This window comes from Chachezhania sediminis, assembly GCF_009765275.1.
GTDB lineage: Bacteria > Pseudomonadota > Alphaproteobacteria > Rhodobacterales > Rhodobacteraceae > Chachezhania > Chachezhania sediminis.
Genome location: NZ_VOPH01000003.1, coordinates 742299 through 767994, shown reverse-complemented (window position 1 = coordinate 767994; position 25696 = coordinate 742299). Strand labels below are relative to the sequence as shown.

Genomic DNA, 25696 nt, shown 5'->3' with positions numbered 1-25696 from the left:
CTCTCGCCTCCGGCCCGGCAGGGGTTACATCGGCCAGAACACCAGCAGGGCCGGGATCGACACGGCGATGATCAGGATCTCCAGCGGCAGGCCCATCCGCCAGTAGTCGCCGAAGCGATAGCCGCCCGGGCCCAGCACCAGCGTGTTGTTCTTGTGCCCGATGGGCGTCAGAAACGCGGCCGAGGCCGCGACGGCCACCGCCATCAGGAACGGATCTGGCGAGACCTCCAGCGTCTGGGCCATCTGGATGCCCACCGGCGCCGCGACAATGGTCGTCGCCGTGTTGTTCAGCACGTCCGAAAGCGTCATCGTGACCACCATCAGCACGGTCAGGATCGCCCAGGCCGGCAGCCCGTCGGTCAACCGCACCAGCGCGCCCGCGATCAGCTGCGTACCTCCGGACGTCTCCAGCGCCGAGCCCAGCGGGATCATCGACCCCAGAAGCACCACCACCGGCCATTCCACGTGGGTATAGATCTGGTCGACCGGCAGGATCCGCGTCAGCACATAGCCCACGACCACCAGCCCAAGCGCCACGGGCAGGTAGATCAGCCCGAAGGCCGCAGCCGCCACCGCGGCCGCAAACAGGCCCAGCGCCAGCCAGATCTTGTCATCGGCCGTCACGTCGCCGCCCCGCTCGGCCAGCGGCAGCACGCCCATCCAGTCGGCCACGGTATTACCACGCCCCTTGGGGCACAACAGCAGGACAAGGTCGCCCGGATGGATCTCGGTCTTGCGGATCGAGGTTCGGATGCGCCGCCCCTCGCGCGAGAGGCCCAGCAGGATCGCCCCCTGCCGCCAGGCCAGGCCCAGCGACTGCGCGCTGCGGCCCGAGATCCGGGCGCTTTCCGGCACCACGGCCTCGATCACTTCCAGCCCTTCGCCGGCCGGGGGCAACTGGTCCTTGCGGTCGCCGTCGACGAAATCGAGCGAGAGGGCCGCGCGGAATTCGTCCAGCGCTTCGGGCGTGGCTTCCAGGACCAGCGTATCGCCGGCCAGTATCTTGACCGATGCGGCGCGGCCATAGCGGCGCTGGCCGTCGCGGATCAGGCCCAGGATGGCGACATCGGCGCTTTCGGCGGCCTCGTCCAGTTCCGACACGCGTTTGCCGATATGAGGCGACTCCTCCGGGACCGTCAGTTCGGCCACATAGGCGGTCAGGTCGACGGCCGCGATGCCGGATTGATCGTCGTGCCGGGGGATCAGGCGCCAGCCTATCACGGCGACGAAGGCCAGCCCCGCCACGGCCGCAATCCCGCCCACCGGGGCGAAATCGAACATGCGATAGGGCGCGCCCAACGTTTCGGCCCGGATGCTGGCGATGATGATGTTGGGCGGCGTGCCGATCAGGGTGACCATGCCGCCCAGGATGGTGGCGAAGGACAGCGGCATCAGGCTGAGGCCCGCCGGGCGTTTCGCCTTGCGCGCGGTCTGGATGTCGACCGGCATCAGCAGCGCCAGCGCCGCCACGTTGTTCATGAAGGCCGACAGCACCGCGCCGATGCCACCCATCAGCGCGATATGCGCGCCCAGGCCCCGGCCGGCATCGACCAGCGTGCGGGTGATCAGCATCACGGCTCCCGACCGCACCAACCCCGCCGACACGATCAGCACCAGCGCCACCACCAGCGTCGCCGGATGACCGAAGCCGGAAAAGGCGTCCTCGGTCGGGACGACGCCCAGCACGACGCCGACAAGAAGCGCGGCGAAGGCCACGAGATCATAGCGGAACCGGCCCCAAAGCAGGAGACCGAAGACCGCGACGAAAAGGGAGAAGAGGATGATCTGGTCCTGTGTCATGCGGCGCACCCTATGAGGCTTGTGGTTGAGGGGCCAGCAGATGACATGCGGGCCGCCACAAACAACGCGCAGGACAGCCTTTGGTTACCGGGATCGGACGGGTCCCGTCGGGTCAATTGAGAATGGGCAGGCCCTGGGCCATGACGTGCCGCATGGCAAGGATGACGTTGTCGACGGCGACGGAGGCCAGCACCAGACCCATGACGCGGCTGATGATGGCGGCTCCGTTCTGGCCGATCACCTTCAGGATCGGCGTCGCGGCCAGCATGAACACGAAGGCCACGGCCAGGACCAGCATCGTCAGGCTGGCGGTCACCACTTGTTCGGGGACCGAAAAGCGGTTGTTGTCGGTCAGCAGAACGATCCCCAGAAGCGACCCGGGCCCGGCCAGGCCCGGCACCCCGATCGGATAGACGGCCGGGTTTTCCCCCGCTCCCGGATCGGCCGGCGTGGCATTGGGGGTCGAAAAGATCATCTTGATCGCAAAAAGGAACAGGATGATCCCGCCCGAGATCTGGAAGGCGTCGAGAGAAATTCCCAACGCGTCGATCAGGAACTGTCCCACGATCAGGAAGAACATCAGCAGGCCCGCAGCGACGAATGTGCCCTGCAAGGCGATCACTCGCCGCTGAGCGGCGGAGTAATTGGCCGTGGCCGCTGCAAAGATCGCGATGGACCCGATCGGATCGATCAGGACCCAGAGGACGACAAACTCTTCGAACGGAGTGCTATACATCGGGATCCAATCGCCGCGCCGGGGCCGGTGAACGAAGATGCCGGAATGCGGTGGCCCAAGCGAACTTGGCCGAACGCAAGCATTTTCGGTTCCGCCTGACAAGCCGGGGCGCGGCGGCATTGCCGGCGGTGCGACCCGAAAGGCACAGCCCGCCCGCGCAAAAGGACCCTTTTCGCAGCACGTCCCGCCCCGTTCCGCCCCTGCGCAGGCACATGCGCGGCTTGCAGGCCCATGGTGCTCTGGCCTATAGAGCGCGGCAGACATTTACGAGCCGGAGACGACCGATGGCCGGGCATTCCAAATGGGCCAATATCCAACATCGCAAGGGCCGGCAGGACGCGGCCCGTTCGAAGCTGTTTTCCAAGCTTTCGAAAGAGATCACCGTCGCTGCCAAGATGGGCGACCCCGACCCCGAGAAGAACCCGCGCCTGCGGCTGGCCGTAAAGGAAGCCAAGTCGCAAAGCGTCCCGAAGGACGTGATCGAGCGCGCGATCAAGAAATCGCAGGCGGGTGAAGGCGACGACTACGAGGAAATCCGGTACGAGGGCTATGGCCCGAACGGCGTGGCGATCATCGTCGAGGCGATGACCGACAACCGCAACCGGACGGCATCCAACGTGCGGTCGACCTTTTCCAAGAACGGCGGCAACCTGGGCGAGACCGGGTCCGTGGGCTTCATGTTCGAACGCAAGGGCGAGGTCGCCTATCCCGCCAGCGTCGGCGATGCCGACACGGTGATGGAAGCGGCGATCGAGGCCGGGGCCGAGGACGTCGAGAGCGGCGAGGACGGGCATTACATCTATTGCGCGGACACCGACCTGAACGAGGTGTCGACGGCGCTGGAAGCGTCCTTGGGTGAATCCGAGAGCACCAAGCTGGTCTGGAAGCCCACCACCACGACCGAGATGGACCTGGAAGGGCTGCAGAAGCTGATGAAACTGGTCGACGCGCTGGAAGACGACGATGACGTCCAGCGGGTGACGACCAACTTCGAAGCGCCCGACGAGCTGATGGAACAGCTGTAAGGCGAAGGGTCTCGCCGCGCCCACGCTCGGCGACCGGCGCGGGGGCCCCGCCCCCGCGACACGACGGAGCGGGTTCAGACCGTGTCCAGCCAGTGGCGCGCCAGGGGGACCGCCTCTGGGTCGAAGACCTTGACCGGACAGGGCATGAAGACCCCGGCGGCGCGTACGGCCACCGCCATCCAGGCCAGGTCCGTGACGACGGCGATCTTGTCGAAGCCACGCCAGCGGGACAGGCCCAGGCGCATATCCTCCCATGCGGCGCCCATGTCGTAGCCGTCGAAATCCGGCGCGACGATCACCAGCATCTTCAGGCCGGGATGGGCGGCCAGTGCCGCGTCGACCGCCGGGTCCAGGATATCGACATAGTCTTGCTGGGTGACCTTGCCGGACAGGACTGCCTCCAGTCGGCCATGGTGGTGCTTGACCTCGATCATGCCTTCGCCCTTCCGCTGCGAAACCGGATTGCCGCAGGTTATGGCAGCGTCATCCAGTCGGCAACGCCGCCGGGCAGATGGGGACGGAAATAGGCGATCATGCGCCCCTCGCCCGCCGGATCGGGGGTATCCGGGCGCCACGGCGCCACGCCGTGGAGGACATGTCGGTGGAGCAGCGTCGCCTCGCCCGGACGGGCGGGAAGTTCGATGCGGCGACAAGACCCGAACGCGTCGCGCCGGGCCTGCTGATAAAGCGCTGTCACATCGATGTCGGGCCAGTCCGCCGGATCATGGCCTTCGAAGGCGGTGTGGAAAGCCTTGCGCATCAGGCGATGACTGCCCTCCCACACGACCAGCGGGGCGGCACCGGACGCGGCGTCGGACAGGGGCAGACCCAGAATCCAGGCATGAGGTTCGCCCATAAACCGCCTGCGGGCGGGGCCGTGCCGGCGCAGGCCGTCCACATGCGCAGCGTCGCGCGTCAGGCGATAGTGCGCGGCCGCCGGACCTTCGCCTTCGCGAGGGCGGGGATAACCCGGCCAGACGACCGAAACCTGGGCGGGATGCAAGGGCATCGCGCCATAGAGATCGGTCGCAAACTCCATCGCCGGGCCGGCCAAGGGCGGCGAACCGGCCACGCGGCCCGTTTTGTCGTTGGCAAGGGCGTCGAGGCCCACGAACCACGTGCCCTCGCACACCAACCATTGCGCGAAAGCCGGATCGCGGACCGAGGCCAGAGCGGCGGGCCGCGCTGCCGCGGCCCAGTTGGCCACATGGCCGTCGAACGGAAAGTGCAGCCAGCCGCGATCCAGGAACTGTTGCCGGAGCGTCTCGGGCAGTAGCTCCATCAGGTTAAAGCCCGAAGGCCTTGCGCAGCATGTTCAGTGCGACCAGCGTCAGGAACACGGCGAAGACTCGTTTCAGCGGCTTGGGGTTCAGCGAATGCGCCAGCTTCACGCCCAGGGGCGCGGTCAGCAGCGTCATGGCGATGATCACCAGGAAGGACGGCAGGTTGACAGCGCCGATGGTCAGGGGCGGACGGGTTTCCGCCGCGATCGGCACGAACAGGAAGGCCATGACGGACGGCACGGCGATGGTCACGCCAAAGCCTGCGGCGGTGGCCACGGCCCTGTGGATCGGGACGTTGTGCAGCGTCAGAAGCGGCACGCCGAAGCTGCCGCCGCCGATCCCCATCAACACCGACAGGAAGCCCAGGAAGGGCGACAGGATGGCCCGCTTCAGGCCCGTCGGCATCTGGTCGGCCAGCCGCCAGTCGGCATTGCCCAACCCCATGTAGAGCCCGACGAGGATGGCCAGGAACCCGAAGATCGCCTGAAGCACGGTGCTGGACAGTCCCGCCACCAGCCAAACGCCCAGAAGCGCGCCGATGCCGATGCCCGGGGCAAAGCCTTTCAGGATGTCCCAGTCGACCGCGCCGCGTTTGTTATGGGACATGACCGACCGGACCGAGGTCACGATGATCGTCGCAAGCGAGGTCGCCAGGCAGACCTGCATCAACTGCGGCCCGTCATAGCCCAGCACGTGGAAGGCATAGAACAGCGCCGGCACGATGACGATGCCACCGCCCACACCCAGCAAACCGGCCAGCACCCCTGCCAGGGCACCGATGGCCAGAAGAAGGAACAGCATCGGCACCAGCATCGCTGGATCGGGGATATGGCTCATGTCGGGGTACTCCGGTCTGCATTCCGGAGTGGCTTACACCGCCATCGCCCGTTCGGCCAGCGGTGCGATCTGCGACAAGGCTGCCTCGACCACTTCGGGCCCCGCACCGGGCCGGGATGCCTGTTCCGACAGCATCCGCCGCCACGCGCGCGCGCCCGGCCGGCCGGCAAACAATCCCAGCATATGCCGCGTCACCTGGTGCAGGCGACCGCCGCGGGACAGGTGGTTTTCGATATAGGGCAGCATCGCCCGGGCTGCGGTCATCGCGTCGCTGCCCCGGCCCTGCCCGAAGATCTTCGGGTCGGCCTGCGCCAGGATCCGCGCCGGTTCGTGATAGGCCGACCGTCCGATCATCACACCGTCCAACCCGGCATCGAGCAGCGCCGCGGCCTCGGCCAGCGAGGTCACGCCCCCGTTGATCGAGATGTGCAGGTCCGGGAAATCGGCCTTCATCCGGTGGACAAGGTCATAGTTCAGCGGCGGTACGGTGCGGTTTTCCGCGGGGCTCAACCCCTTCAGCCAGGCCATGCGCGCGTGGATCGTCACCCGCCGACAGCCGGCCGCGCGGATCGTTTCCAGAAAACGCGGCAGGATCTCCTCCGGCTGCTGGTCATCGACACCGATGCGGCACTTGACGGTCACCTCGACATCCACGGCACCGGCCATGGCAGCCACGCAGTCGGCCACCAGGTCCGGACTTTTCATCAGCACCGCGCCAAAGGCCCCGGACTGGACCCGGTCGGACGGGCAGCCGCAGTTCAGGTTGATCTCGTCATAGCCCACCCCGGCACCCAGCTTCGCCGCCTGGGCCAGTTCCGCGGGATCGGATCCGCCCAGCTGCAGCGCCACCGGATGCTCGGCCCGATCATGGTCCAAAAGGTGCAGCGCCCGGCCGCGAACCAACGCGGGGGCGGTCACCATCTCGGTATAAAGCAAGGCATGGCTGCTTAGCAGGCGGTGCAGATACCGGCAATGCCGGTCCGTCCAGTCCATCATGGGCGCGACGGATAGGCGGGCGGCCGTTGATAAATCTTGTTTTTTAAATTTATCAGTCACTTATATTCGTCTCGTTCCGGCTTGTTCTGCACCAAATACGCCGATTTCGACGCTGGACTTGGCACAATGTACCACGTCCGGAGGTCATCATGGGCTCGATCAGTATACGCAAGCGAAAGGATGGCAGCAGCAGCTACCTTGCGCGCGTGCGAGTGATGCGAGACGGAATCTCCTATCATGAGACGAAGACCTTTGACAGACGCCCTGCCGCAACCGCCTGGATAAAAAAGCGCGAGCAAGAGCTAGCAAAACCTGGTGCCTTGGAGGAGCTGAACGTATCTGACCCTCCGCTATCCAAAGCGATCGAGCGCTACACCGAAGAAACGGTGAAGGACATCGGTCGCACAAAGGCGCAGGTCCTCCGGACCATCGCCACCTACCCAATCGCCGATCTGCCCTGCTCCACCATCAAGTCGAAGGATGTCATCGAGTTCCTTCAGTCACTACCCGGACAACCGCAAACCGTCGGGAACTACGCGAGCCATCTCGCCTCCATTTTCGCGATAGCTCGACCGATGTGGGACTTCCGACTGGATGATCGAAGGTCTTCTTCTCCATGCTACTTCTCCAACTTGCAGACATAGGCAAAGCCTAACCTGCTGGGGGAAGCAGCCGGTACATCCCATTAGCGGAACACCGTGTCGTCGAGCGAAAAGCGCGTGCGATATGCGTCCCGGTCGAGGCCGTGGAGCAGCAGCGACAGGCGCCGCTCGTCCACCGCGCGCCCGTTCTCGTCGGTCATCAGATATGCTGTTGCTGTGCGACCGGATTGCGCTTCTTGTCGTCGTTCTTTGGCTTCCGCACCAATGATACTTATACATATCCCTAGATAACACGAAGATACTAATACAGATCATTCCCTCGCCAATCCAGCAGGATAGTGATATGTTTTCAGATCAATGTTGACCAGATGAATCGCAAAGGTGTCCTTCGTGCCCGAAACAGGCTCTCTTCACACGATCGGCGCGCAGCTTCGCCGGGCGCGGCTGGCCGCCGGGTTGACCCAGGGACAGGTCGCCGAGTTGGCCGGCATTTCCCGCCCGCGTTACCGCGACATCGAGACAGGCGCCGCCGCCGCGCGCACCACCACGCTGATGAATATCGCGCGCGCGCTCGGGCTCGAGATGATGTTGATCCCGCAATTCCTGATACCAGCAGTCAACACCTTGCTCAGCCCCGATGCCGGGGAGGATGCCCCGGCCTTCGCCCCCCAGCCGGAGCCTGACGATGAGCGCTGAACGAACCGCCGCCAACGTTCAGGCGCTCGACATTTTCCTGAACCACCACAAGATCGGCACCATCGTCCGAACCCCGGGCGATTTCAACGCATTCAGCTTCGATCCCGCATATCGCGCGACAGGTGGATACCCCATCCTCAGCCTGTCCTTCCGGGCGGCGAATGGCGGGCTGCGCAAGGATCCGCAGCCGATCGCAGGTGCCCTGCCGGCCTTCTTCGCCAACTTGCTTCCCGAGGACAAGCTGCGCGACGCGATGGAAAAGCATCACGCAGGGCGCGTCCGTTCCGGCAATGACTTCGACCTGCTCGCAGCGCTCGGGGCCGATCTGCCCGGCGCGGTGCGCGCCCTGCCGGGCGACGGCCTTGCCCTGGTCCCGGCGAAACCTGCGCAGACGGCGCCGAAAGCTCGCTTCTCGCTGGCCGGCGTCCAGATGAAGCTCTCGGTGATGAAGAACACTGGCAAAGGTGGCGGGCTGACCGTGCCGCTCGGCGACGGCGACGGAGAATACATCGCCAAGTTCCCCTCCACGGCTTTTCCGGCGGTGTCCGAGAACGAATTTGCCAACCTCGCACTGGCCAAAGCGATCGGCATGGAGGTACCCGAGCGCGAGCTGGTTACCCGCGACCAGTTCGACGGCATCCCGGAGGAATTTGAGACCATGACCGAGGGTCGGGTCTTGCTGCTGCGCCGCTTCGATCGCGGGCCGGGCGGCCAGCGCATCCATATCGAGGATTTCGCCCAGGTGTTCGGTATCCCCCCCGCGCGCAAATACGAGGGTGCAGCCTATCACGATATCGCATCAGCGCTCAGCATCGCCATTTCTCCGTTGGCGGCGCTTGAGTTCGTCCGGCGTCTTACGCTCTCGGTGATCATGGGCAATGGCGACATGCACCTGAAAAACTGGTCGCTGATCTACCCCGGCGACGGCAACGCCCCTGCCCTCGCGCCCGTCTACGACCTGCTCTCAACCATCCCCTATATTCCGGCGGACGACCTGGCCCTGTCGCTCGGCGGCGAGCGCGCCTTCAAAGCACTGACCTCGGCGCGCTGGAAGGCCTTCGCCAACCGCGCCAAGCTCCCCGGACCCGCCGTTTTGAAGGCGGTTGCCGAAACCGCTCAGGCCGTCGATGCGCATTGGTGGGATCTGCCCGAACGCGCCCTCGTGCCGGACGCAGTGCTGGGGCGCATCGATACCCGTGTCCGGACGATGACGGCCGTTCTGGTCGGGTGACCGGGCGGCCGAGGTCAGGAATTTCCAGACCAACCTCACTTTATGCACTTCGCCCCCGAGCAAGCCTGCCCCCCCGGTCGCGGCGGCATAGGTTCAGCCCGGAACGCTTCGGGCAAGGATCTCCACCGCCCGGGCGATCCGCCCCTCGTCCAGCGCCGCATAGCGCAAACGGAAGGCCTGCCCCCCCCCTCAGCGCAAAGCGCGCAGCGGGGGACGCCGTTGCATGGCGTCCCCCTCTGTCGGTTCGATCTTGATAACCTCGGCGCCGATGTCCGCCATGAGATGGGTGCAGAAGGGCCCTGCCATCAATCGACGACGCGGATCGGTTTAGGACCGTCTGCCATCAGTCCTTGAGCATCGCACGGGCGATGATCAGACGCTGGATCTGGTTCGTGCCTTCATAGATCTGGCAAACCTTGGCGTCGCGCATGTAGCGTTCGACCGGGTTGTCCTGAAGATAGCCTGCCCCGCCAAAAACCTGAACCGCGTCGGTCGTGACCTTCATCGCCATGTCAGAGGCGAACGTCTTGATCATCGACGAATAGACCGGAACCTTCGGGTGGGTCGGATCGCGGTCGATGAAGGCGGCGACCTTGTACAGCAATGCGCGTGCGGCTTCGATCTGGATGGCCATGTCGGCCAGCATCGCCTGCACCAGCTGGAAGTTGGCGATTGGCTGGCCGAATTGCACGCGGTCCTTGGCATAGGCCATGGCGGCGTCCAGCGCGCCCTGCGCGATGCCAACCGAGGCCGCGCCCACGGTCGGGCGGTTCAGGTTCAGCACGCCCATGGCGTTCTTGAAACCCTGTCCTTCCTCGCCGACGAGGTTTTCGGCCGGCACGCGGACATTCTCGAAGAACAGGTCGCAGTTCTTGATGCCGCGCAGGCCCATCTTCTTGGGGCTGCCGCCAATGGTGATGCCGGGCGTGTCCATGGGGACCAGGAAGGACGAGATACCGTCATGCCCCTTGCCTTCGGCCGTGCGGGCGAAGAGCAGGATGTATTTCGCCTGATCGGCCTTGGTGATGAAGACCTTCTGGCCGTTGATGACGTAATCGTCGCCGTCTTTACGGGCCGTGGTCTTGATGCCCGAGACGTCCGAACCGGTGTGCGGTTCGGTCAGACCGATGCAGGTCAGCGTGCGCCCCTTGGCGATCTCGGGCAGGTATTTCTGCCGCTGCGCATCGGTGCCGTAGTGGGTCAGCGGCAGCGCCATCGCGATCGATGTCGCCCCGACCAGGTGAGACACGGCGAAGGAGGCGCGCGAGACCTCTTCCTTGGCGATACACGCCATGGTCAGCGTGCCGCCCGGCCCGCCGTATTGCTCGGGCACCATGATCTGGATCAGCCCCAGGTCCCCGAAGATCGGGACGAGCGAATGGGGCATGTCGTCTTCCTGATCGATCTTCGCCGCGATCGGCGCGACCTCTTTCTCGACCATCCGGCGGATGGTGTCGCGAAACATGATCAGGTCTTCATCGTTTTCGGTTGCGTCGAGCATCGTAGGATCTCCGGTCAAATCCCGGGAATCCTTAAAGGTCCTACCATTAAATGTCAATCATTCATGACCGATCCCACAAACCCGTATGCACGCGGTCCAGGTGGGCGCGCAGCTCTTCCTTCGCTTCGTCGAAACGACCGGCGCGCAGATGTTCGATAAAGCTCCGGCGCGAGTTCAGCAGCACCTCGGGCGCCATGTCTCCAATTCGGAATTGCAGGAAGGTCTGCGTCAACTCGGTCTGCGCATCGGTCGTGTAGACCAGCGCGGTGTTGCCCGTCAGTTCGGCGATCTGGTGGTAGAAATCGCGTGCCACAGCCACGCGCCGCGCCGAGTCCCGCGCCGCCACTGCCTCTTCCGTCTCGGCCAGATTCGCATCGAGCGCCGTCAGGTCAGGAATCGATTCCCGACGCTTGATCTGGTCGATGATCATCTCCAGCAAGAGGGTACGTGCCTCGCAGAGGTCAGAGACCTTAATCGCATTGAGCATAATGAGGTCACTCAGCACCTGGCTCATCTGCGTTGCGCTGCCTTCAGACACGAAGGCCCCGCCATAGGCGCCCTTTTTAGTCACCACCAGCCCGGCGTTTTCCAGAATCCGCAGCGCCTCGCGCACCACGTTGCGGCTGACGTCGAGCTGCTTCGCCAGCTCCCGTTCCGGTGGAAGCTTGTCACCGGGCTGAAGCTCGCCACGCATCATCTTGTCGCGCACGACCTGCACCACGACCTCGAAGTTTCGGTTCTGTTTTACCGGTTCGAAAACGAGCGGTTCGGTTCGTCTGGTAGTCGCAGTCATCAGTGTCTTCCAATCTGGCTTCGGTCCGGCGCGGGGGCTGCGCGCCTACAAAAGGCATCTTGCATTCACCCCGGTTCTTCTATTGGTAATACCAATCATGAAAAACAAAAAGACCTCAGGTTCGGCATCGCCCTGCCACCGTGATGCGAGAGCGCCACGTGCCAGCCAGAGCTCGGCACAAGCGTGGGTGTTTGTCTTCGCCACGCTTGCGACCCTTGCCGACCGGGTCACCGGGATCCACGTTTGGTCGCTTCTAAGCCTGGCGATCATCTCGGTAAGTTTCATCATTTCATGGCGCGAGATCTCAAAGGTCACGCTGGTGATCGCCGCCGTCGGCCTGGTCACCACTATTGGCTTTCTAGCTACGGGAGGCGATATCGAGGCTTTCATGCTGGCGGCCAGCCGCGCCCTGTTCCTGCCCGCTCTCCTGACTGCGATGGCCATCCTGCAGGCGGCGACAAAGACCTCGGCGCCGGTGATGCGCGTCGCGGGCTTCGTGGTTGAGCAGCCGCCCGGGCGACGGTTCGGGATGCTGGCCTTCGCCGGACATCTTTTCGGCATCTTGCTCAACATCGGGGGTTTTCGCCTGTTGCTGGGACTCGCCGTCGACCATTGCCACCGGATGAGTGACGACCCGCGCGTCCGGCTTATCCAGGAACGCCGCATCCTTGGTGCGATCATTGCAGGTTTCGGTGCTACGATCCTGTGGTCGCCCATCGGAGTTGCGATCAACCTGATCATACCGCTCGTCGACGATTTCGACTGGTTCGACTATGCGCCCTACGGCTTGGCAGCCACCATTGTCTTCGTCGGCCTCCAGTTCTGCCTCGACCGGCTCGGACCGCGCCCCAAGGGGCGAACCTACCCGGCCAAATCGCCCTATGTCTTGCTCGACATCCTGCGGCTACTGGCTCTGCTCGTCGGGATCATGGGTTTCAGCATGCTCGTCGATCTCGTGCTGGCAATCCCACTTCAGGGCGCCTTGCTGATCGTGATCCCCTCGGCCGCCATTATCTGGCGGATTGCTGAGCGCCCGGCCAGTGGCGCCGGGGTCGGATCGCTCATGCGAACTGCCTTGAGCTCCCTCGGCGGCCCCGTGAACGAAATCTGCCTGATCCTCGCGACAGGCTTTCTCGGGTTGATCCTTGTCGAGGTCGTACCGACCCAATTCCTTGAGGCGTTCTTTGCAAATTTCGCCCTGCCGGCGGTCGTCTACGCGATCTTCATCGTGGTCGTCATCTTCGGCCTCAGCATGGTGGCGATCAGCCCTATGATCACCGGCACACTGCTCGTTGGGGCCTTCGTGGACGCGAATATTGATATGCCAGCACCAATGCTCATTCTCGCGACTCTGACAGGCTGGGCGTCCAGCATGGTGATCTCGCCGGTGACAGCGACCGTCGCGATCACCTCGGCAGAACTGAAACAGCCTGCCAGCGTGGTCGGGTTGAAGTGGAACGGGGTCTTCGTACTGTGCTTCGCCGCACTGCTTCTTGCGATCTTCGCAACCTGGAGCCTGCTGCTCTAACTTCGCTTGCCGGCCGCCTCCAGCCGTCCCTCCTGGATGACAAGCCGGATCTGGTCACACACATCCTCGAATGCGCGTTTCGTCTTGACCGGTTTGAAGCTGATGTTCTCGTCCACGCCGCTACGCCTTGTCCGATGCAGATCAGTCATCAAGATCGCTAAGGATATGGATAAACTCTCGTCTATGCCATCTTGTGTATTGGTCTGATCATTTAACGGCTGTTAAACTGCAGCTGAGATCCGGCCAGAACAAGCTACGATCGTCCAAGATGGGAGGAAGAAATGAGAATTTTCAATGGTGTAGCCTTTGTGGCTGCACTTACGATGGGCGCGTCGGTACAGGCTGCTGATGTCAATGTGACCTACGCAGCCTATGGGCCTCCCACCTCATCCAACGTGGAATTCGGAATCATCCCATTCCTCGAAACGGCCAAGGCCATGGGCGATGGCACCATCGACTACACCTTGCATTCGGGCGGTTCGCTCCTGGGCGCAAAGGCGATGCTGGGCGGCATGAAGGACGGCATGGTCGACGGCGGCCAGGTGCTTGCGGTGTATTTCCCGGCCGAACTGCCGCTGTCGAACCTCGCCATGGCGCTCGCGCCGATGCTGCGCTCCGGCGGACCGGCGCTGGCTGCGGCGATCACCGACTACGTCCTGACCGAATGCCCCGGCTGCAAGGCCGAGATGGAAGCCAACAATATCATGTTCCTGGGCGCCTATTCGACGACGTCCTACAGCCTGTTGTGCACCAAGCCGATCGACACGCTGGAAAGCCTCGCCGGCTTGAAGGTGCGTGTGCCCGGCGACTTCGCCTATCTCGCCTCGTTCCTGGGCATGACGCCGGTGAATATGGGTATCGGCGAGACCTATGAAAGCCTCCAGCGTGGCGCGCTGGATTGCACGCTCGGGCCGGTTGGCTGGCTTCAGCAGTTCTCTCTGGGCGAGGTCGCCAAGAACGTGCTCAATACCAGCTATGGCGTGTCCTACGGCGGGCCGATCATCAGCCTGACGAAAACGATGTGGGACGGGCTTGACGACACCCAGAAGACCGCGTTCCAGACCGGTGCCGCCATCGGGATCTTCCGCGCCGCGAACGACTACATCGCATCCGACGAAGAGGTTCTCGCCGGAGCCGAACAGTCCGGTTATTCGATCACCGAGCCGGGCGAAGCGCTCTTGGCGAAGCTCCAGGAGTTCAACCCCTACTTCAACGACCTGCTGATTTCGCGGGCCAAGGAGAACGGCATCGAAGACGCAGAAGGCATCGTCAACGGGTTCCGGAAGACGCTCGACATGTGGACGAGCGCAATGGAAGAGATCGGCGACGATGAAGAGGCCTTCGTCAAGAAGATGATGGAGGAAGTCTACTCGGACATGTGATCCTCCGACATGTCTGAAAGAAATGGCCGCCGGGCAGAACCGGCGGCCATTTTTCTGTCTGCACGTTCTTTTTGGGACGCCCGCGACAATCCGGTCGCCACAGCCACCCGGCGCAGTCTAGCTCGCCAGGCGGCTTGACCCGGCTTGGTTCTCGCTCAAGGTCCAAAAGCGTGACAGGTCGTCGACGCTGCTCATGTAGGCAGTGACCGACTTGAGGAACCGGTCCATCGACGGCGTCATGGCGCACTGGCTCCACGCGAGAGAAAGCGTACTGTTCTGCACGTTTTCCGACAGCGGCACATAGGTCACATTGGCCGTTTGGATGTTGACGAGCGACGCCGGAACAAGCGTCATGCCAATGCCCGCAGCGACCAGCCCGATCAGCGAATGCATGTCCGACGCTTCGTGAACGACGTTCAGCTCGTAGCCCCGTTCCACCAACGCGCTGAACATGTGGTCCGAATATTCCCGGTTCGTCGAGCGATAGACCTGCACCAGCGGCTCTTGTGCGATCCGCTCGAGCGACAGGCGGTTCATTCGCGCGAGGGGGCTGTGGCGATTCACGGCGGCCACGAAGGGTTCGGTGAACAGCGGTTGGGTGGCGAATTCCGTCGTCGCCATGGGTTCACGGACAATGGCGATGTCGATCCGTTCCTCTTTCAGGGCGCGGAATTGTTCGTTCACCGTCATTTCCTGAAGATGCACCCGCACACCGGGATTACACGCCGCGAAGGGCGGCAGGATGTGCGGCAACAGCGAATGGATGGCCGAACAGACCGCCCCAAGGGCGATTTGCCCGTTCTTGCCCTTCGCCATGGAGCGGATGGATTCCGTGGCCAGCAAGGTGGTGTTGATGATCCGCCTTGCATAGGCCTGAAGTTCGGTGCCCTCCGGCGTCAGCTTGACCCTTCGGCAGGAGCGTATGAACAGTTTCGCGCCCAGCTGATGCTCAAGCGAGATGATCTGCTGGCTCAACGGGGGTTGCGCAATACCCATCCGCGCGGCAGCGCGCGTGAAGTTCAGTTCTTCCGCCACGGCGAGGAAATAGCGCAACTGGCGTAGCTCCACTTTGGGGAGATCCTCGAGAACAGGTGTCCGAAGCGAGAGCACCTGGCTCGCCTCGACAGCGGCTAATGCGGTTCGGCTGGTCATTGGTTCTTCCTCCCTGATGCCCGCCTGCGTTCCGATCGGAGGGGCCGTGCATGCGAAACAGGATATATCTTTGCATTACGCCAATCAAATACTTTAAAGGTCATACCAATACTGCTAACTTTTGCCGACACGATCGTCCTACGATGATCTGCCCCGGCATGACCGCGAAAGGAATGTGATGGGACCGCTATCCGGACTGAAGGTAGTTGAGTTTAGCGCAATCGGCCCCGGGCCTTTCTGCGCGATGCTGCTGGCCGATCTGGGGGCCACGGTCATTCGGCTGGACCGCACGCAGGATGCCGGCCTTGGCGTCAAACGAGACCTGCGATTCGACGTCACGAAACGCAACCGACCCGCCATCGCCCTGGACCTCAAGACGCCCGCGGATCGGGATTTCGCGCTGGAGCTTGTGTCGGGCGCCGATGCCCTGATCGAGGGCTTCCGCCCCGGCGCGATGGAACGGCTGGGGCTGGGCCCCGACGACTGTCTCGCCGCGAATCCCGCACTGGTGTACGGGCGCATGACCGGCTGGGGCCAGACCGGACCGCTGGCCCAGACCGTGGGCCACGACATCAACTACCTCGCCTTGTCCGGGGCCCTGTCGATGATCGGGTCCAAAGCCGAAGGACCGGCGATCCCCCTGAACCTCGTGTCCGATCTTGGCGGCGGCGCGCTCTATCTTGCCTTCGGTATGCTCGCTGCGATGCTGCACGCCCGCACGACTGGCGAAGGACAGGTGGTGGATGCGGCCATCCTCGATGGGGTCGGGTCGCTTCTGACGACCTTCCGCGGCTTTCGCGCCTCGGGCCTGTGGGTCGATGAGTACGAGAGTAATTTCATCGACGGCGGCGCGCCGTGGTATGCCTGCTACAAGACGCTGGACGGAAAATACGTCTCGGTCGGCGCGGTCGAGAGAAAGTTCTACGCCGAGCTGCTTGGCGGTATGGGGCTCGATGCCTCCTACCTCGACAGGCAGATGGACAAGGCGACCTGGCCAGAACAGAAGCAAGTGTTCGCGCAGGTCTTTGCCAGCAAGACGCGCGATGAATGGGACGCTGTCTTTGCCGGGCGCGAGGCCTGCTATGCCGCGGTCCTCGACATGGACGAGGCGCTCTCGCACCCGCAGGTAACAGAGCGCGGCAGCGTCATCCATGTGGACGGAATTTCCCAGACCGCCCCTGCCCCGCGGTTCAGCAAAAGCCAGCCGGACACGCCCAGACCGCCAAGCGCGCCCGACCCGGATCTGGCCGCGCGGATGCGTGCTCAGGGCTGGGCCGCCTTGGCGACACCCTGATCAGAGCCCCACGGGGGCCCAAGCATACCCGATACGTGAGAGGAGCGCGTTTTTGACCCAAGACACCCACACCCGCCCGCTGGAAGGCCTGCGCGTCGTCGACTTCACGACCCTCGTCGCCGGCCCCTATTGCAGCCGATACCTTGCGGATCTCGGCGCCGAGGTCATCAAGATCGAAAGCGCCGATGGCGACTACATGCGCTCTCAGGCGCCCATGCGCGACGGGCTGAGCTCGTACTTCGGGCAGGTCAATTGCGGCAAGAAAAGCGTCGTGGCGGACCTCAAGGACCCGGACACGCTCACCGACATAAAACGGCTCATCGACACGGCGGACATCGTGATCGAGAACTTCCGTCCGGGCGTCATGGCCCGCTTTGGGCTGGACTACGAAACCTTGTCCGGCAGCAATCCGGGGCTGATCTATTGCGCCGTGTCGGGCTATGGCCAGACCGGGCCGGGGGCGGACCGCCCGGCCTATGCGCAAAACGTCCATGCCTCCTCCGGCCACGACCTGACGCTCTTGCGCTATCAGGACGAACTCACGCGCCCGGCCAACAGCGTGCTGTTCTATGCCGACATCCTCGCCGCCATCTACGCCTTCAGCGCCGTCAACACGGCACTCTACAGCCGCGAAAAGACCGGGCGCGGGCAGTATATCGACGTGTCGCTGATGGAAAGCGTGGTCAACCTCATGCCCTACGACGTGCAGGAGGCGCAGTTCCCGGCCAAGATTTCGCGCCCGGTCTACAAGCCCTCGCGCACCAGCGACGGCTTTGTCATCATCATGCCCAACACCCAGCGCAACTTTGAAATGCTCGCGCGCGCGACCGGGCACGACGAGTGGATCGAGGACCCGCGCTTTGCAACGGTGGAGGCGCGCTACAACAACTTCCCGGAACTGCTCGAGACCATCGAAAGCTGGACGATCCAACATTCGTCCGAGGACTGCGAACGCATCCTGTCGGCCGCCTCGGTGCCCTGTGGCCGCTACCGTACGGTGGCCGAGGCACTGGAGGACCCGCAACTCAAGCACCGTAAGGCGTTCCAGACGGTCACCGACCGGGCGGGCGACTACCTGGTGACGAACCTGCCGTTCAAGATGTCGGGCAGCACCGTCTCGGCTGTGCCGTCGGTCTCGGAACTGGGGGAATACAAGCTCTCCGATTTCCTCTGACCGGCTTGCGCCGACCATAATTTGGTCCCGACACAAATAGGCCCGCGCCGGACCCCGACGCGGGCTTTTCGTGTCTGCGCGTTCCGGATCAGCGCATCAGGTTCGGCAGGAACAGCGTGACTTGAGGGAAGGCAATCAGGATCGCCATGACCACGACCTCGACCAGCAGGAACCACGACACGCCCTTGAAGATCTGCACAAGCCGCACCTCGTCTCCTATGACTCCCTTCATCACGAAAACGTTCAACCCCACGGGAGGCGTCAGCATCCCGATCTCGATGAACTTCACCAGGATGATGCCGATCCAGACCAGATCCATGCCGGCCTTGTCAAAGACCGGCAACAGCACCGGCAGCGTCAGCAGCAGCACGCCCAGCGGGTCGAGGAAACAGCCCAACAGGATATAGACCACCGCGATCGACAGCACGATCGAGATCGGGCTCGCGTTTCCGGCCGTAATCAGGTCGGACAGCAGGTTCGGAATGCCCGAAAAGGCAAGAAACCGGGTGAACAGCGCGGCGCCCACGGCGATCAGGATCAGGCTCGCGGTGGTCGTTGCGGCCTCTTTCAGGCTGTCCCAAAGCATCGCCGGCGAAAAGGAACGCTGGATTATCGTTACGATGATCGCCAGCACGACGCCGGCCGCCCCGGATTCCGTCGCGGTCATGAACCCGCTATAGATCCCACCGATCACCCCAAGCACCAGCACCGGCAAGGGCCAGATCGGCGCCAGCAGCCGCAGGTGACCGGAAAAGCCCACCTTCTGCGTGTCATGGCGCGGGGCCAGGGCCGGATTCAGCTTTACCCGCACGACAATCAGCGTGGCATAGGCAAAGGCCGTCAGAAGACCCGGAATGATCCCCGCGATCAGCACCTGCCCCACCGGCGCCTGCGCAAAGATGGCATAGAGCACGACGATGATGCTGGGCGGGATCACCGCGCCAAGGGTGCCGACGGCGCTGGCGACGCCGGTCGCGAGCCCGGGATCATATCCGCTCTTCAGCATTTCCGGCACCGCGATACGGCCCAGCGTGGCGGTCGTCGCCATGCTTGACCCGCTGGCCGCGGCGAAACCTGCGCCCGCAAAGTTCGTCGCGACCGCAAGCCCGCCGGGCATCCAGCCAAGCCAAACCCGCATCGCCGCGTAAAGGCTTGTCGTCATGCCCGAATTGGCGACGATCGTCCCCATCAACAGGAACATCGGGATCGCGGACAGCGTCCAATGCGCCGTGAAATCGTAAGGAATGCCCTTGAGCGCGCCCAGCGCGCCGTTGAAACCCCGGATCATCCAGAGCCCCAGCAGGGAAACGAGCGAAAGCGCAATACCGACCGGCACGCGGATCCCGAGCAAGACGATCAGGCCGATCATCCCGATGATGCCTATGGTGATCGGTTCCATGTCAGATGCTCTCCGTTTTCTGGCCGATCAGCTCTGCGACACGCCGGTCTTCGCCGCGCCCGAGGGCCGAGGCGATCCGCAGGATCTGCGCCAGCAGGACCAGGCAGAACACCACGCCCGCCAGCACAAGAATCCAGTGCGACGGCCAGGTGGCGAGGTTGAAATACTGGGTCAGGGTATAGGCGCCGACCCGCGTCTTCTCGAGCGCGGAAAGGATCGAGGCCCAGGTGAACGCGACCCCGTAGATCAACGTGAAGATCAGGGCCACGCATTCCACGGCCATACGGGTTCTGGGGCCCGCCCCGTGGATCAGGATATCGACCGACACGTTGTGATCGCGCATCTGCGCATAGCCAAGGGCAAGGAACGACGCGGCCACCATGTAGTAATACGTTCCGAATTCCAGCGTCGCCGCGATCGGGGCGTTGAAGAACGACCGGCTGATCACATCGGCCGTGACGTGAAAAGCCATCAACAGCAGCAGCACCGCCGCGAGCCATAAAGTGACCCGCGCAAGCGCGGACGCGAGCCCGTCGATCAGATTTATCACGAAATCCCCCTTTTTCGTTCGTCACGGCACCTGCGGCCGAAATGGATCGCACCGGACCAGACATGTCCAAGATATCCTGCACCCGGCGCCGGGACCGCGTCCAAGACGGAACCACAAGCGTGCGATACAATTGATATATTCTTGGTGCACGATATGGCGCGCAACGTGAATAGTATTGGTCCGACCAATTGAGTCTCGCATAGGCTCTTTCCGGGATCTGGACAAGGGCATCCAAATGCGCGTCGGCTTCGCGGGACTTGGGAACATCGGCGCGCTGATGGCGTGGCGTCTGCATGAGGTTGGACTGAACCTTGTCGTCTGGAACCGATCCGCGGCCAAGGCGCACGCGTTCCGGGACGCCGGGGTTCCGGTGGCGGCGTCCCCGGCCGATCTGGCGCGCCGGGTCGATATTCTGTGTCTTTGCGTGACCGACGCCGCCGCGCTTGACGCAGTGCTGTTCGGGCCGGACGGGATCGTCGGGGCAGACATCACGCCCGCCGTGATTGTCGACCATTCGACCGTATCCCCGGACGCTACGCGCCGGATCGCTGAGCGCGTCCGGTCAAACTGTGGGGCTGCATGGGTGGATGCGCCGGTCTCGGGCGGTCTGGCGGGGGCGGCGGCGGGCCAGCTTGCCGTCTTCGTCGGCGGAGAGGACAGTACGGTCGCGCATGCCTGGCCGGTGCTGACGGCGCTTGGGGCCAGCGTCACGCATCTTGGCCCCACGGGCAGCGGCCAGATCGCCAAGGCCTGCAATCAGGTGATCGGATTCCTCTCGTTCGCCGCTCTGGCCGAGGGATTGGCCCTCGGGTCCCGGTTCGGCATCGCGCCCCGGCAACTGGCCCAGGCCCTGACGGGCGGCTTCGCGGACACGCCGGTGCTGCGGGAATGGACCCGCGTGGTCGACGGTGGCGCCCCGCTCATTGGCCCCGCACTCCATACCGAGGCGATTATGGGCCACCTTTGTGGCACGCAGCTGCCCCCCTACGACGGCCCCAGCCCCGCGAACCTCGTCAAGGATCTCGGCATCATCGCCGCGCTCGCGAAGGATGCAGACCTTCGACTGCCCCTCGTCGAGGAGATGCGCGCGCTTCTGACCGAGATGCGGGCGCGGTGACATGGGGTTCAACCGCGGCAGGCTCGAAACCCTCGTCTTCCCCCCAGTCACCCGCAGCGTCACCGCGAAGGATGCGCTTCTCTACGCCGTGGCCCTCGGCCTCGGGCGCGACCCGGCGGACGCGGGTGACCTGCCTTATGTCTACGAGGCGGAGCAGAAGATCCTGCCCACGATGGCCGCCACGCTCTGCACCCCCGGCCATTGGGTCGCTGACCCGGATCTCGGGATCGACGCGGACAGCGTCCTGCACGGGGAACAGGCGATTCAGTTTCACCGCAGGCTTCCATTGGACACCCCCCTGACCGGGCACAGCCGGGTCGCGAACCTCTGGGACAAGGGACCGGGCAAGGGGGCGCTGGTCGAGATAGAATGTCGTGTGACCGACACAGAGGACCGCCCCGTCTGGACCGTGAACCGGACCGCCTACCTGCGCGGCGAGGGCGGCTTTGGCGGGCGCCGCCAGCCCCCCGTCCCGGCCTGGTCCCTGCCCGACCGCGCCCCGGACATCACGCGCGACATGCCCACCGGGCCGCATCAGGCGCTGCTCTACCGCCTGACCGGCGACATGAACCCGGTCCACGCCGATCCGGCCGTCGCCGCCGCCGTCGGCTTTGACCGGCCGATCCTGCACGGGCTTTGCACCTACGGGATCGCCGGGCACGCGCTTCTGCGCACGCTCTGCGACAACGACCCGTCGCGCATGGGGGCGCTGGCGCTCAGGTTCTCCGCGCCCGCCTTTCCCGGCGACACGATCCGAACCGAGATCTGGCGCGACGGCCCGCGCGCGCTGTTTCGCTGCCGGGCGGTCGAGCGTGACGTGCACATCACCACGAACGGAACATTCACCTTTGCGAAAGGCCCCCTTCCATGACGCTCGTTCTCACGGACCGCCCGGACCCGGCCGTCGGTCTCATCACGCTCAACCGGCCAGAGGTTCTGAACGCACTTTCCTACGACCTGCGCCAAGAGCTGGTCGATGCGCTCGCCGTCTTTGCCGCTGACGGTGACATCCGCGTGGTGATCCTGACCGGAGGGCCGAAAGTCTTCGCGGCCGGCGCCGATCTGCACCAGATCGACCGGATGGGACCTGTCGAGATGATGGAAGCCGCGCCGGAACAGTATTGGAACGCAATCGCGAATTTCCCGAAACCCCTGATCGCCGCCGTGAACGGGCGCGCCTTTGGGGGGGGCTTCGAAATGGTCCTGCACTGCGACCTCATCGTCGCCGGGGACTCGGCGACCTTCGCCCTGCCGGAACCGAAAGTCGGGCTCATGCCAGGTGCGGGCGGCACCCAACGCCTGCCCCGCGCAATCGGCAAGCACGCCGCGATGCGCTATCTGCTGACCGGCGACACCATGACGGCCGAGACGGCGCGCGATCTCGGGCTGGTCTCCGACCTCGTCGCCGACGCCGAGGTGATGGACACCGCACTGAGGCTTGCACAGCGCATCTCGCGCCGCGCGCCCATCGCGCTCGCGCAGATCAAACAGTCCGTCCTCACCGGGGCCGACCTGTCGCTCGACGCCGGGCTGATGATCGAACGCAAGGCGCTACAACTGCTTTTGTCCACTCAAGACAAGGCCGAAGGAATCGCCGCCTTCAAAGAGAAGCGCCCGCCAAACTTTCGCAATCGCTGACTTTTCCGGAACGGGCGTACTTCCGATTGACAGGAATGCCGGATAATTTTAATGGTAAGACCAATATAATCTTTGCGCGCAGTGATTGCCTTCGTGCGTTTGGAGGATCCGAAATGACCCACATTCAGACGACCGATACCCGGAAGTCCTGACGTGCAAGACACCAACAGCCAAACCCCGTATGAAGAGCGCGACCATATCGACCTTTTGCTGGACGATGACCTGCGCGCATTCCGCAGGGATGTACGGGCCTACCTGCGCGATGCGGTCCCGGAAGAAACGCGCAACCGGATCGACCGGGGCTATGCGCCGACCAAATCCGAGATTGCCGATTTCCTGGCCAAACTCGCAGCCCGCGGCTGGACCGCGCCGGCCTGGCCCGTCGAATACGGCGGCACCGGCTGGACCCAACTGCAGCGTATGGTCTTTTCATCCGAGCTTGCCCGCAATGCCGCGCCCGGTATCCCGCCCTTCGGCGTGTCGATGATCGGCCCCGTGCTTTACACCTTCGGGACGCAGGCGCAGAAGGACAAGTATCTGCCTGGCATCCTGTCGGGCGAGGATTTCTGGTGTCAGGGCTTCTCCGAACCCGGCTCCGGCTCGGACCTCGCGAGCCTGCGGACCAAGGCCGAGGACAAGGGCGGCCATTACCTTTTGAACGGGCAGAAGATCTGGACCTCCAAGGCGCATTATGCCGACCGGATCTTCCTGCTGGCCCGCACGGACGAGGCACCGCGCAGGCAGGGGGGCATCTCGATGTTCGTGCTCGACATGGACACGCCCGGTATCGTCGTGAAACCGATCGTCGCCATCGACATGAACCACTCGCTGAACGAGGTCTTCTTCGAGGACGTGAAAATCCCCGCGGACGGGTTGGTGGGCGAACGTGGAAAGGGCTGGGACTACGCCAAGTTCCTGCTGGGAAACGAACGCACCGGGATCACCAATGTGGGCCGCTGCCGCCGTCAGGTGGAACGGCTGAAACGTCTTGCCCGTACCGACCTGATACCGGGTGTCGATCTGTCCAAGGATAGCGCCTTCCTGCGGGACCTCGCGCGTGTCGAGGCCGACCTCACCGCGCTCGAAATCTCCGAGATTCGCATCCTGTCGCAGGGAAAGAACGGCCCCTCGGCCATGACGGGACCCTCGGTCCTGAAACTCGCCAGCGCGCAGATCCAGCAGACCCTCGCAGAGCTGATCGTATCCACGCTGGGCCATTACGCGGCCGGACGCGGTGCGGAATTCATCGAGGCTTTCGACGACCTCGGCGGGCTGCCCACCGACTTCGTGGACGGGGCGCTCAACGAATATCTGTTCGGTCGCTCGGTCTCGATCTACGGCGGCACCAACCAGATCCAACGCGACATCCTTGCCCGCGCTGCGCTGGAGACACGGCCATGACATTCCTCGAACATCTCACCCCCTCGGACGAAACCAGGATGATCTGCGAGGCGGCCGAGAAATGGACCGCTGGCATCTCGGACGCCGATGTTCGCGCGTCCAAGGGCTTTTCCGCCTCCCGCTGGGGCGAGATGGCCGAGATGGGCTGGCACGGGCTTTTGGTAGATCCCGATCACGGGGGTCTCGGGCTTGACCCCGCCGCGCTGTCGCTTCTGTGTCAGGCCATCGGTCGCGCCCGGCTGCCCGAACCCTTTGTGTCAAGCTCGGTGGTCTGCGTCGGGACGCTTTCCTCGCTTGGTCAGGACGTGAGCGCGCTGGTCGACGGTTCGGCCATCGCCGCACCGGCGGGCTTCGGTCTACCCTGCGACGGCGTCTCTTCGGGCATCACGGCCACGCCCGCAGCGGACGGGCACCACCTGTCGGGTACGGTCGATCTGTGTGAAGCGGGCCCGGATACGACCGAGTTCCTAGTGGTGACGGCAGGTGGCGACGCGCTCTACCGCCTGCCCCACATGACACCCGGCCTGACCGTCACGCCCTATGGTGCCATCGACGGCCGCCCGCTTGCGCGGCTCGCCTTCGACTGCCATCTGCCCGCCGAGGCGCGTCTTGCCACCGGCGACGCGGCCCGCGCGGCGATCCGGCGTGGCAACGCGCTGGCCGTCAGTGCACTCGCCGCCGATGCCACCGGCACCATCGAAAAGGCCATCGGCCTGACCACCGCCTATATCGACGAGCGCAGCCAGTTCGGCAGGCCGCTCGCCGCCTTTCAAGCCCTGCGCCACATGGTGGCCGACCTGCTGGTCGAACTCGAAGCGGCCCGCAGCATGACCGAGCTTGCCGCCTTTGCAGCAAGCGACGACGGCGACCCGAAACAGCTGCACGACCGCGTGCGAGCGCGCATCTGCCGCGCAGCGCAAAGCGTCGGGCATGCCGCCATTCAACTTCACGGAGGCATGGGCATGACCGACGAAATGGCCATCGGCCATTATTTCCGGCGGCTGATCTTCCTTCAGGCGATGATGGGACAAGAGGCGGGCGCCCTGCGCGACCGCGCCGCCACGCTGGCCGAAGAGATCGAACTGCAACGCGAGGTGGCACAATGAGCGCGGCCTATATCATGGGGGCCTACGAGCATCCGACCCGCAAGGCTGACGGCATCTCGGTGGCGCAGCTGCATATGCAGAGCGCGGCCGGGGCGCTGGCCGATGCAGGGCTGAGTTTCGACGATGTCGACGGCTATTTCTGCGCCGGCGATGCGCCGGGCCTCGGCGCGATGTCGATGCTCGAATACATGAACCTCAACGTGCATCACGTCGACAGCACCGAAACGGGCGGCTCGTCCTATCTGATCCACGTGGCCCATGCCGCACAGGCCATTGCCGCAGGAAAATGCAATGTCGCACTGATCACCCTGGCGGGGCGGCCGCGCGCGGCGGGCATGAAATCGGCCAAGATGCCGCCCAGCCCGACGCCCGACACGCCCTTCGAGGGGCTTTTCGCCCCCTCGGTGGTCGAAATGTACGGCATGGTCGCGGCGCGGCACATGTACGAATTCGGC

The 25696-nt window shown here is 64.2% G+C and carries 26 protein-coding genes and 1 pseudogene; 14 read left to right on the top strand and 13 right to left on the bottom strand.

What is annotated here, in order from left to right; all coding sequences use genetic code 11:
- Positions 1-24: 24 nt before the first annotated feature.
- Positions 25-1800: an SLC13 family permease gene (locus FQK05_RS12985; RefSeq protein ID WP_158967359.1), complete on the bottom strand. Its 1776-nt coding sequence runs from the start codon at positions 1798-1800 to the stop codon at positions 25-27.
- A gap of 112 nt (positions 1801-1912) precedes the next feature.
- A complete protein-coding gene (locus FQK05_RS12980; protein WP_158967357.1) occupies positions 1913-2536 on the bottom strand; it encodes a MarC family protein in 624 nt (207 codons plus the stop codon).
- A 284-nt stretch (positions 2537-2820) separates the two neighbouring features.
- Here FQK05_RS12980 and FQK05_RS12975 point away from each other — a divergent pair, with 284 nt between their 5' ends.
- Entirely contained in the window at positions 2821-3561 is a 741-nt protein-coding gene (locus tag FQK05_RS12975) for a YebC/PmpR family DNA-binding transcriptional regulator (RefSeq protein WP_158967355.1), read from the top strand.
- A gap of 74 nt (positions 3562-3635) precedes the next feature.
- Here the strand turns inward: FQK05_RS12975 and FQK05_RS12970 are convergent, their stop codons facing one another.
- Genes FQK05_RS12970 through dusA form a run of 4 tightly spaced genes read right to left on the bottom strand, consistent with a single transcriptional unit; the run spans position 3636 to position 6737 of the window.
- On the bottom strand, positions 3636-3995 hold the full coding sequence (locus FQK05_RS12970; RefSeq protein WP_158967353.1) for a SpoIIAA family protein: 360 nt from the start codon (positions 3993-3995) through the stop codon (positions 3636-3638).
- 38 nt (positions 3996-4033) lie between these two features.
- Positions 4034-4843 carry a phytanoyl-CoA dioxygenase family protein gene (locus FQK05_RS12965; RefSeq protein ID WP_158967351.1) on the bottom strand — a complete coding sequence of 270 codons (810 nt, stop codon included), beginning with the start codon at positions 4841-4843 and terminating at the stop codon, positions 4034-4036.
- Positions 4844-4847: 4 nt separating this feature from the next.
- Entirely contained in the window at positions 4848-5681 is an 834-nt protein-coding gene (locus FQK05_RS12960) for a sulfite exporter TauE/SafE family protein (RefSeq protein ID WP_407644504.1), read from the bottom strand.
- 33 nt (positions 5682-5714) lie between these two features.
- Positions 5715-6737, bottom strand: a complete 1023-nt coding sequence (gene dusA / locus FQK05_RS12955; protein WP_158967349.1) for a tRNA dihydrouridine(20/20a) synthase DusA — start codon at positions 6735-6737, stop codon at positions 5715-5717.
- An 89-nt stretch (positions 6738-6826) separates the two neighbouring features.
- Here dusA and FQK05_RS12950 point away from each other — a divergent pair, with 89 nt between their 5' ends.
- A complete protein-coding gene (locus tag FQK05_RS12950) occupies positions 6827-7321 on the top strand; it encodes a hypothetical protein (RefSeq protein ID WP_199252655.1) in 495 nt (164 codons plus the stop codon).
- Between the two features lie 41 nt (positions 7322-7362).
- On the opposite strand, the gene FQK05_RS26370 is transcribed toward FQK05_RS12950, so the two are convergent.
- The gene (locus FQK05_RS26370; RefSeq protein ID WP_267902369.1) at positions 7363-7545 is read right to left on the bottom strand and encodes an AAA family ATPase; all 183 of its coding nucleotides are present in this window, start codon (positions 7543-7545) and stop codon (positions 7363-7365) included.
- A 115-nt stretch (positions 7546-7660) separates the two neighbouring features.
- On the opposite strand from FQK05_RS26370, the gene FQK05_RS12940 reads away from it, so the two are divergent.
- Complete coding sequence (locus FQK05_RS12940; protein ID WP_233270488.1) at positions 7661-7975, top strand: helix-turn-helix domain-containing protein; 315 nt, start codon at positions 7661-7663, stop codon at positions 7973-7975.
- Complete coding sequence (locus FQK05_RS12935; RefSeq protein ID WP_158967345.1) at positions 7965-9206, top strand: type II toxin-antitoxin system HipA family toxin; 1242 nt, start codon at positions 7965-7967, stop codon at positions 9204-9206. The genes FQK05_RS12940 and FQK05_RS12935 overlap by 11 nt, the downstream gene beginning before the upstream one ends.
- A 189-nt stretch (positions 9207-9395) precedes the next feature.
- Here FQK05_RS12935 and FQK05_RS26540 read toward each other — a convergent pair whose 3' ends face one another.
- From FQK05_RS26540 to FQK05_RS12920, 3 genes are all read right to left on the bottom strand, one after another.
- A complete protein-coding gene (locus FQK05_RS26540; RefSeq protein WP_199252654.1) occupies positions 9396-9485 on the bottom strand; it encodes a CoA transferase in 90 nt (29 codons plus the stop codon).
- Positions 9486-9549: 64 nt separating this feature from the next.
- Positions 9550-10707: an acyl-CoA dehydrogenase family protein gene (locus FQK05_RS12925; RefSeq protein ID WP_158967341.1), complete on the bottom strand. Its 1158-nt coding sequence runs from the start codon at positions 10705-10707 to the stop codon at positions 9550-9552.
- Positions 10708-10768: 61 nt separating this feature from the next.
- Entirely contained in the window at positions 10769-11500 is a 732-nt protein-coding gene (locus FQK05_RS12920) for a FadR/GntR family transcriptional regulator (protein ID WP_158967339.1), read from the bottom strand.
- Between the two features lie 97 nt (positions 11501-11597).
- On the opposite strand from FQK05_RS12920, the gene FQK05_RS12915 reads away from it, so the two are divergent.
- Positions 11598-13028, top strand: coding sequence for a hypothetical protein (locus FQK05_RS12915; RefSeq protein ID WP_158967337.1), 1431 nt, complete (start codon positions 11598-11600; stop codon positions 13026-13028).
- 281 nt (positions 13029-13309) lie between these two features.
- Positions 13310-14410, top strand: coding sequence for a C4-dicarboxylate TRAP transporter substrate-binding protein (locus FQK05_RS12910; RefSeq protein ID WP_158967335.1), 1101 nt, complete (start codon positions 13310-13312; stop codon positions 14408-14410).
- 117 nt (positions 14411-14527) lie between these two features.
- Here the strand turns inward: FQK05_RS12910 and FQK05_RS12905 are convergent, their stop codons facing one another.
- Positions 14528-15562, bottom strand: coding sequence for a LysR family transcriptional regulator (locus FQK05_RS12905; RefSeq protein ID WP_158967333.1), 1035 nt, complete (start codon positions 15560-15562; stop codon positions 14528-14530).
- A 178-nt stretch (positions 15563-15740) separates the two neighbouring features.
- Between FQK05_RS12905 and FQK05_RS12900 the strand changes: the two genes are divergently transcribed.
- Together FQK05_RS12900 and FQK05_RS12895 are read left to right on the top strand one after the other, a co-directional pair.
- Positions 15741-16856, top strand: coding sequence for a CaiB/BaiF CoA transferase family protein (locus tag FQK05_RS12900; protein WP_199252653.1), 1116 nt, complete (start codon positions 15741-15743; stop codon positions 16854-16856).
- Positions 16857-16908: 52 nt separating this feature from the next.
- The gene (locus FQK05_RS12895; RefSeq protein WP_158967331.1) at positions 16909-18030 is read left to right on the top strand and encodes a CaiB/BaiF CoA transferase family protein; all 1122 of its coding nucleotides are present in this window, start codon (positions 16909-16911) and stop codon (positions 18028-18030) included.
- An 88-nt stretch (positions 18031-18118) separates the two neighbouring features.
- Here the strand turns inward: FQK05_RS12895 and FQK05_RS12890 are convergent, their stop codons facing one another.
- Entirely contained in the window at positions 18119-19429 is a 1311-nt protein-coding gene (locus FQK05_RS12890; RefSeq protein WP_158967329.1) for a TRAP transporter large permease, read from the bottom strand.
- A gap of 1 nt (position 19430) precedes the next feature.
- Entirely contained in the window at positions 19431-19979 is a 549-nt protein-coding gene (locus FQK05_RS12885; RefSeq protein ID WP_158967327.1) for a TRAP transporter small permease subunit, read from the bottom strand.
- A gap of 235 nt (positions 19980-20214) precedes the next feature.
- Between FQK05_RS12885 and FQK05_RS12880 the strand changes: the two genes are divergently transcribed.
- From FQK05_RS12880 to FQK05_RS12855, 6 genes and pseudogenes are all read left to right on the top strand, one after another.
- Positions 20215-21096: an NAD(P)-dependent oxidoreductase gene (locus FQK05_RS12880; RefSeq protein ID WP_158967325.1), complete on the top strand. Its 882-nt coding sequence runs from the start codon at positions 20215-20217 to the stop codon at positions 21094-21096.
- 1 nt (position 21097) lies between these two features.
- Positions 21098-21967: a MaoC family dehydratase gene (locus FQK05_RS12875; RefSeq protein ID WP_158967323.1), complete on the top strand. Its 870-nt coding sequence runs from the start codon at positions 21098-21100 to the stop codon at positions 21965-21967.
- Positions 21964-22734, top strand: coding sequence for an enoyl-CoA hydratase-related protein (locus FQK05_RS12870; RefSeq protein WP_158967321.1), 771 nt, complete (start codon positions 21964-21966; stop codon positions 22732-22734). The genes FQK05_RS12875 and FQK05_RS12870 overlap by 4 nt, the downstream gene beginning before the upstream one ends.
- 153 nt (positions 22735-22887) lie before the next feature.
- Entirely contained in the window at positions 22888-24135 is a 1248-nt protein-coding gene (locus FQK05_RS12865) for an acyl-CoA dehydrogenase family protein (RefSeq protein ID WP_158967319.1), read from the top strand.
- Positions 24132-25241, top strand: coding sequence for an acyl-CoA dehydrogenase family protein (locus FQK05_RS12860; protein ID WP_158967317.1), 1110 nt, complete (start codon positions 24132-24134; stop codon positions 25239-25241). Before FQK05_RS12865 ends, FQK05_RS12860 begins: the two co-directional genes overlap by 4 nt.
- A pseudogene (locus FQK05_RS12855) lies at positions 25238-25696 on the top strand (thiolase domain-containing protein); the annotation flags it as partial. The gene FQK05_RS12860 and the pseudogene FQK05_RS12855, both read left to right, overlap by 4 nt.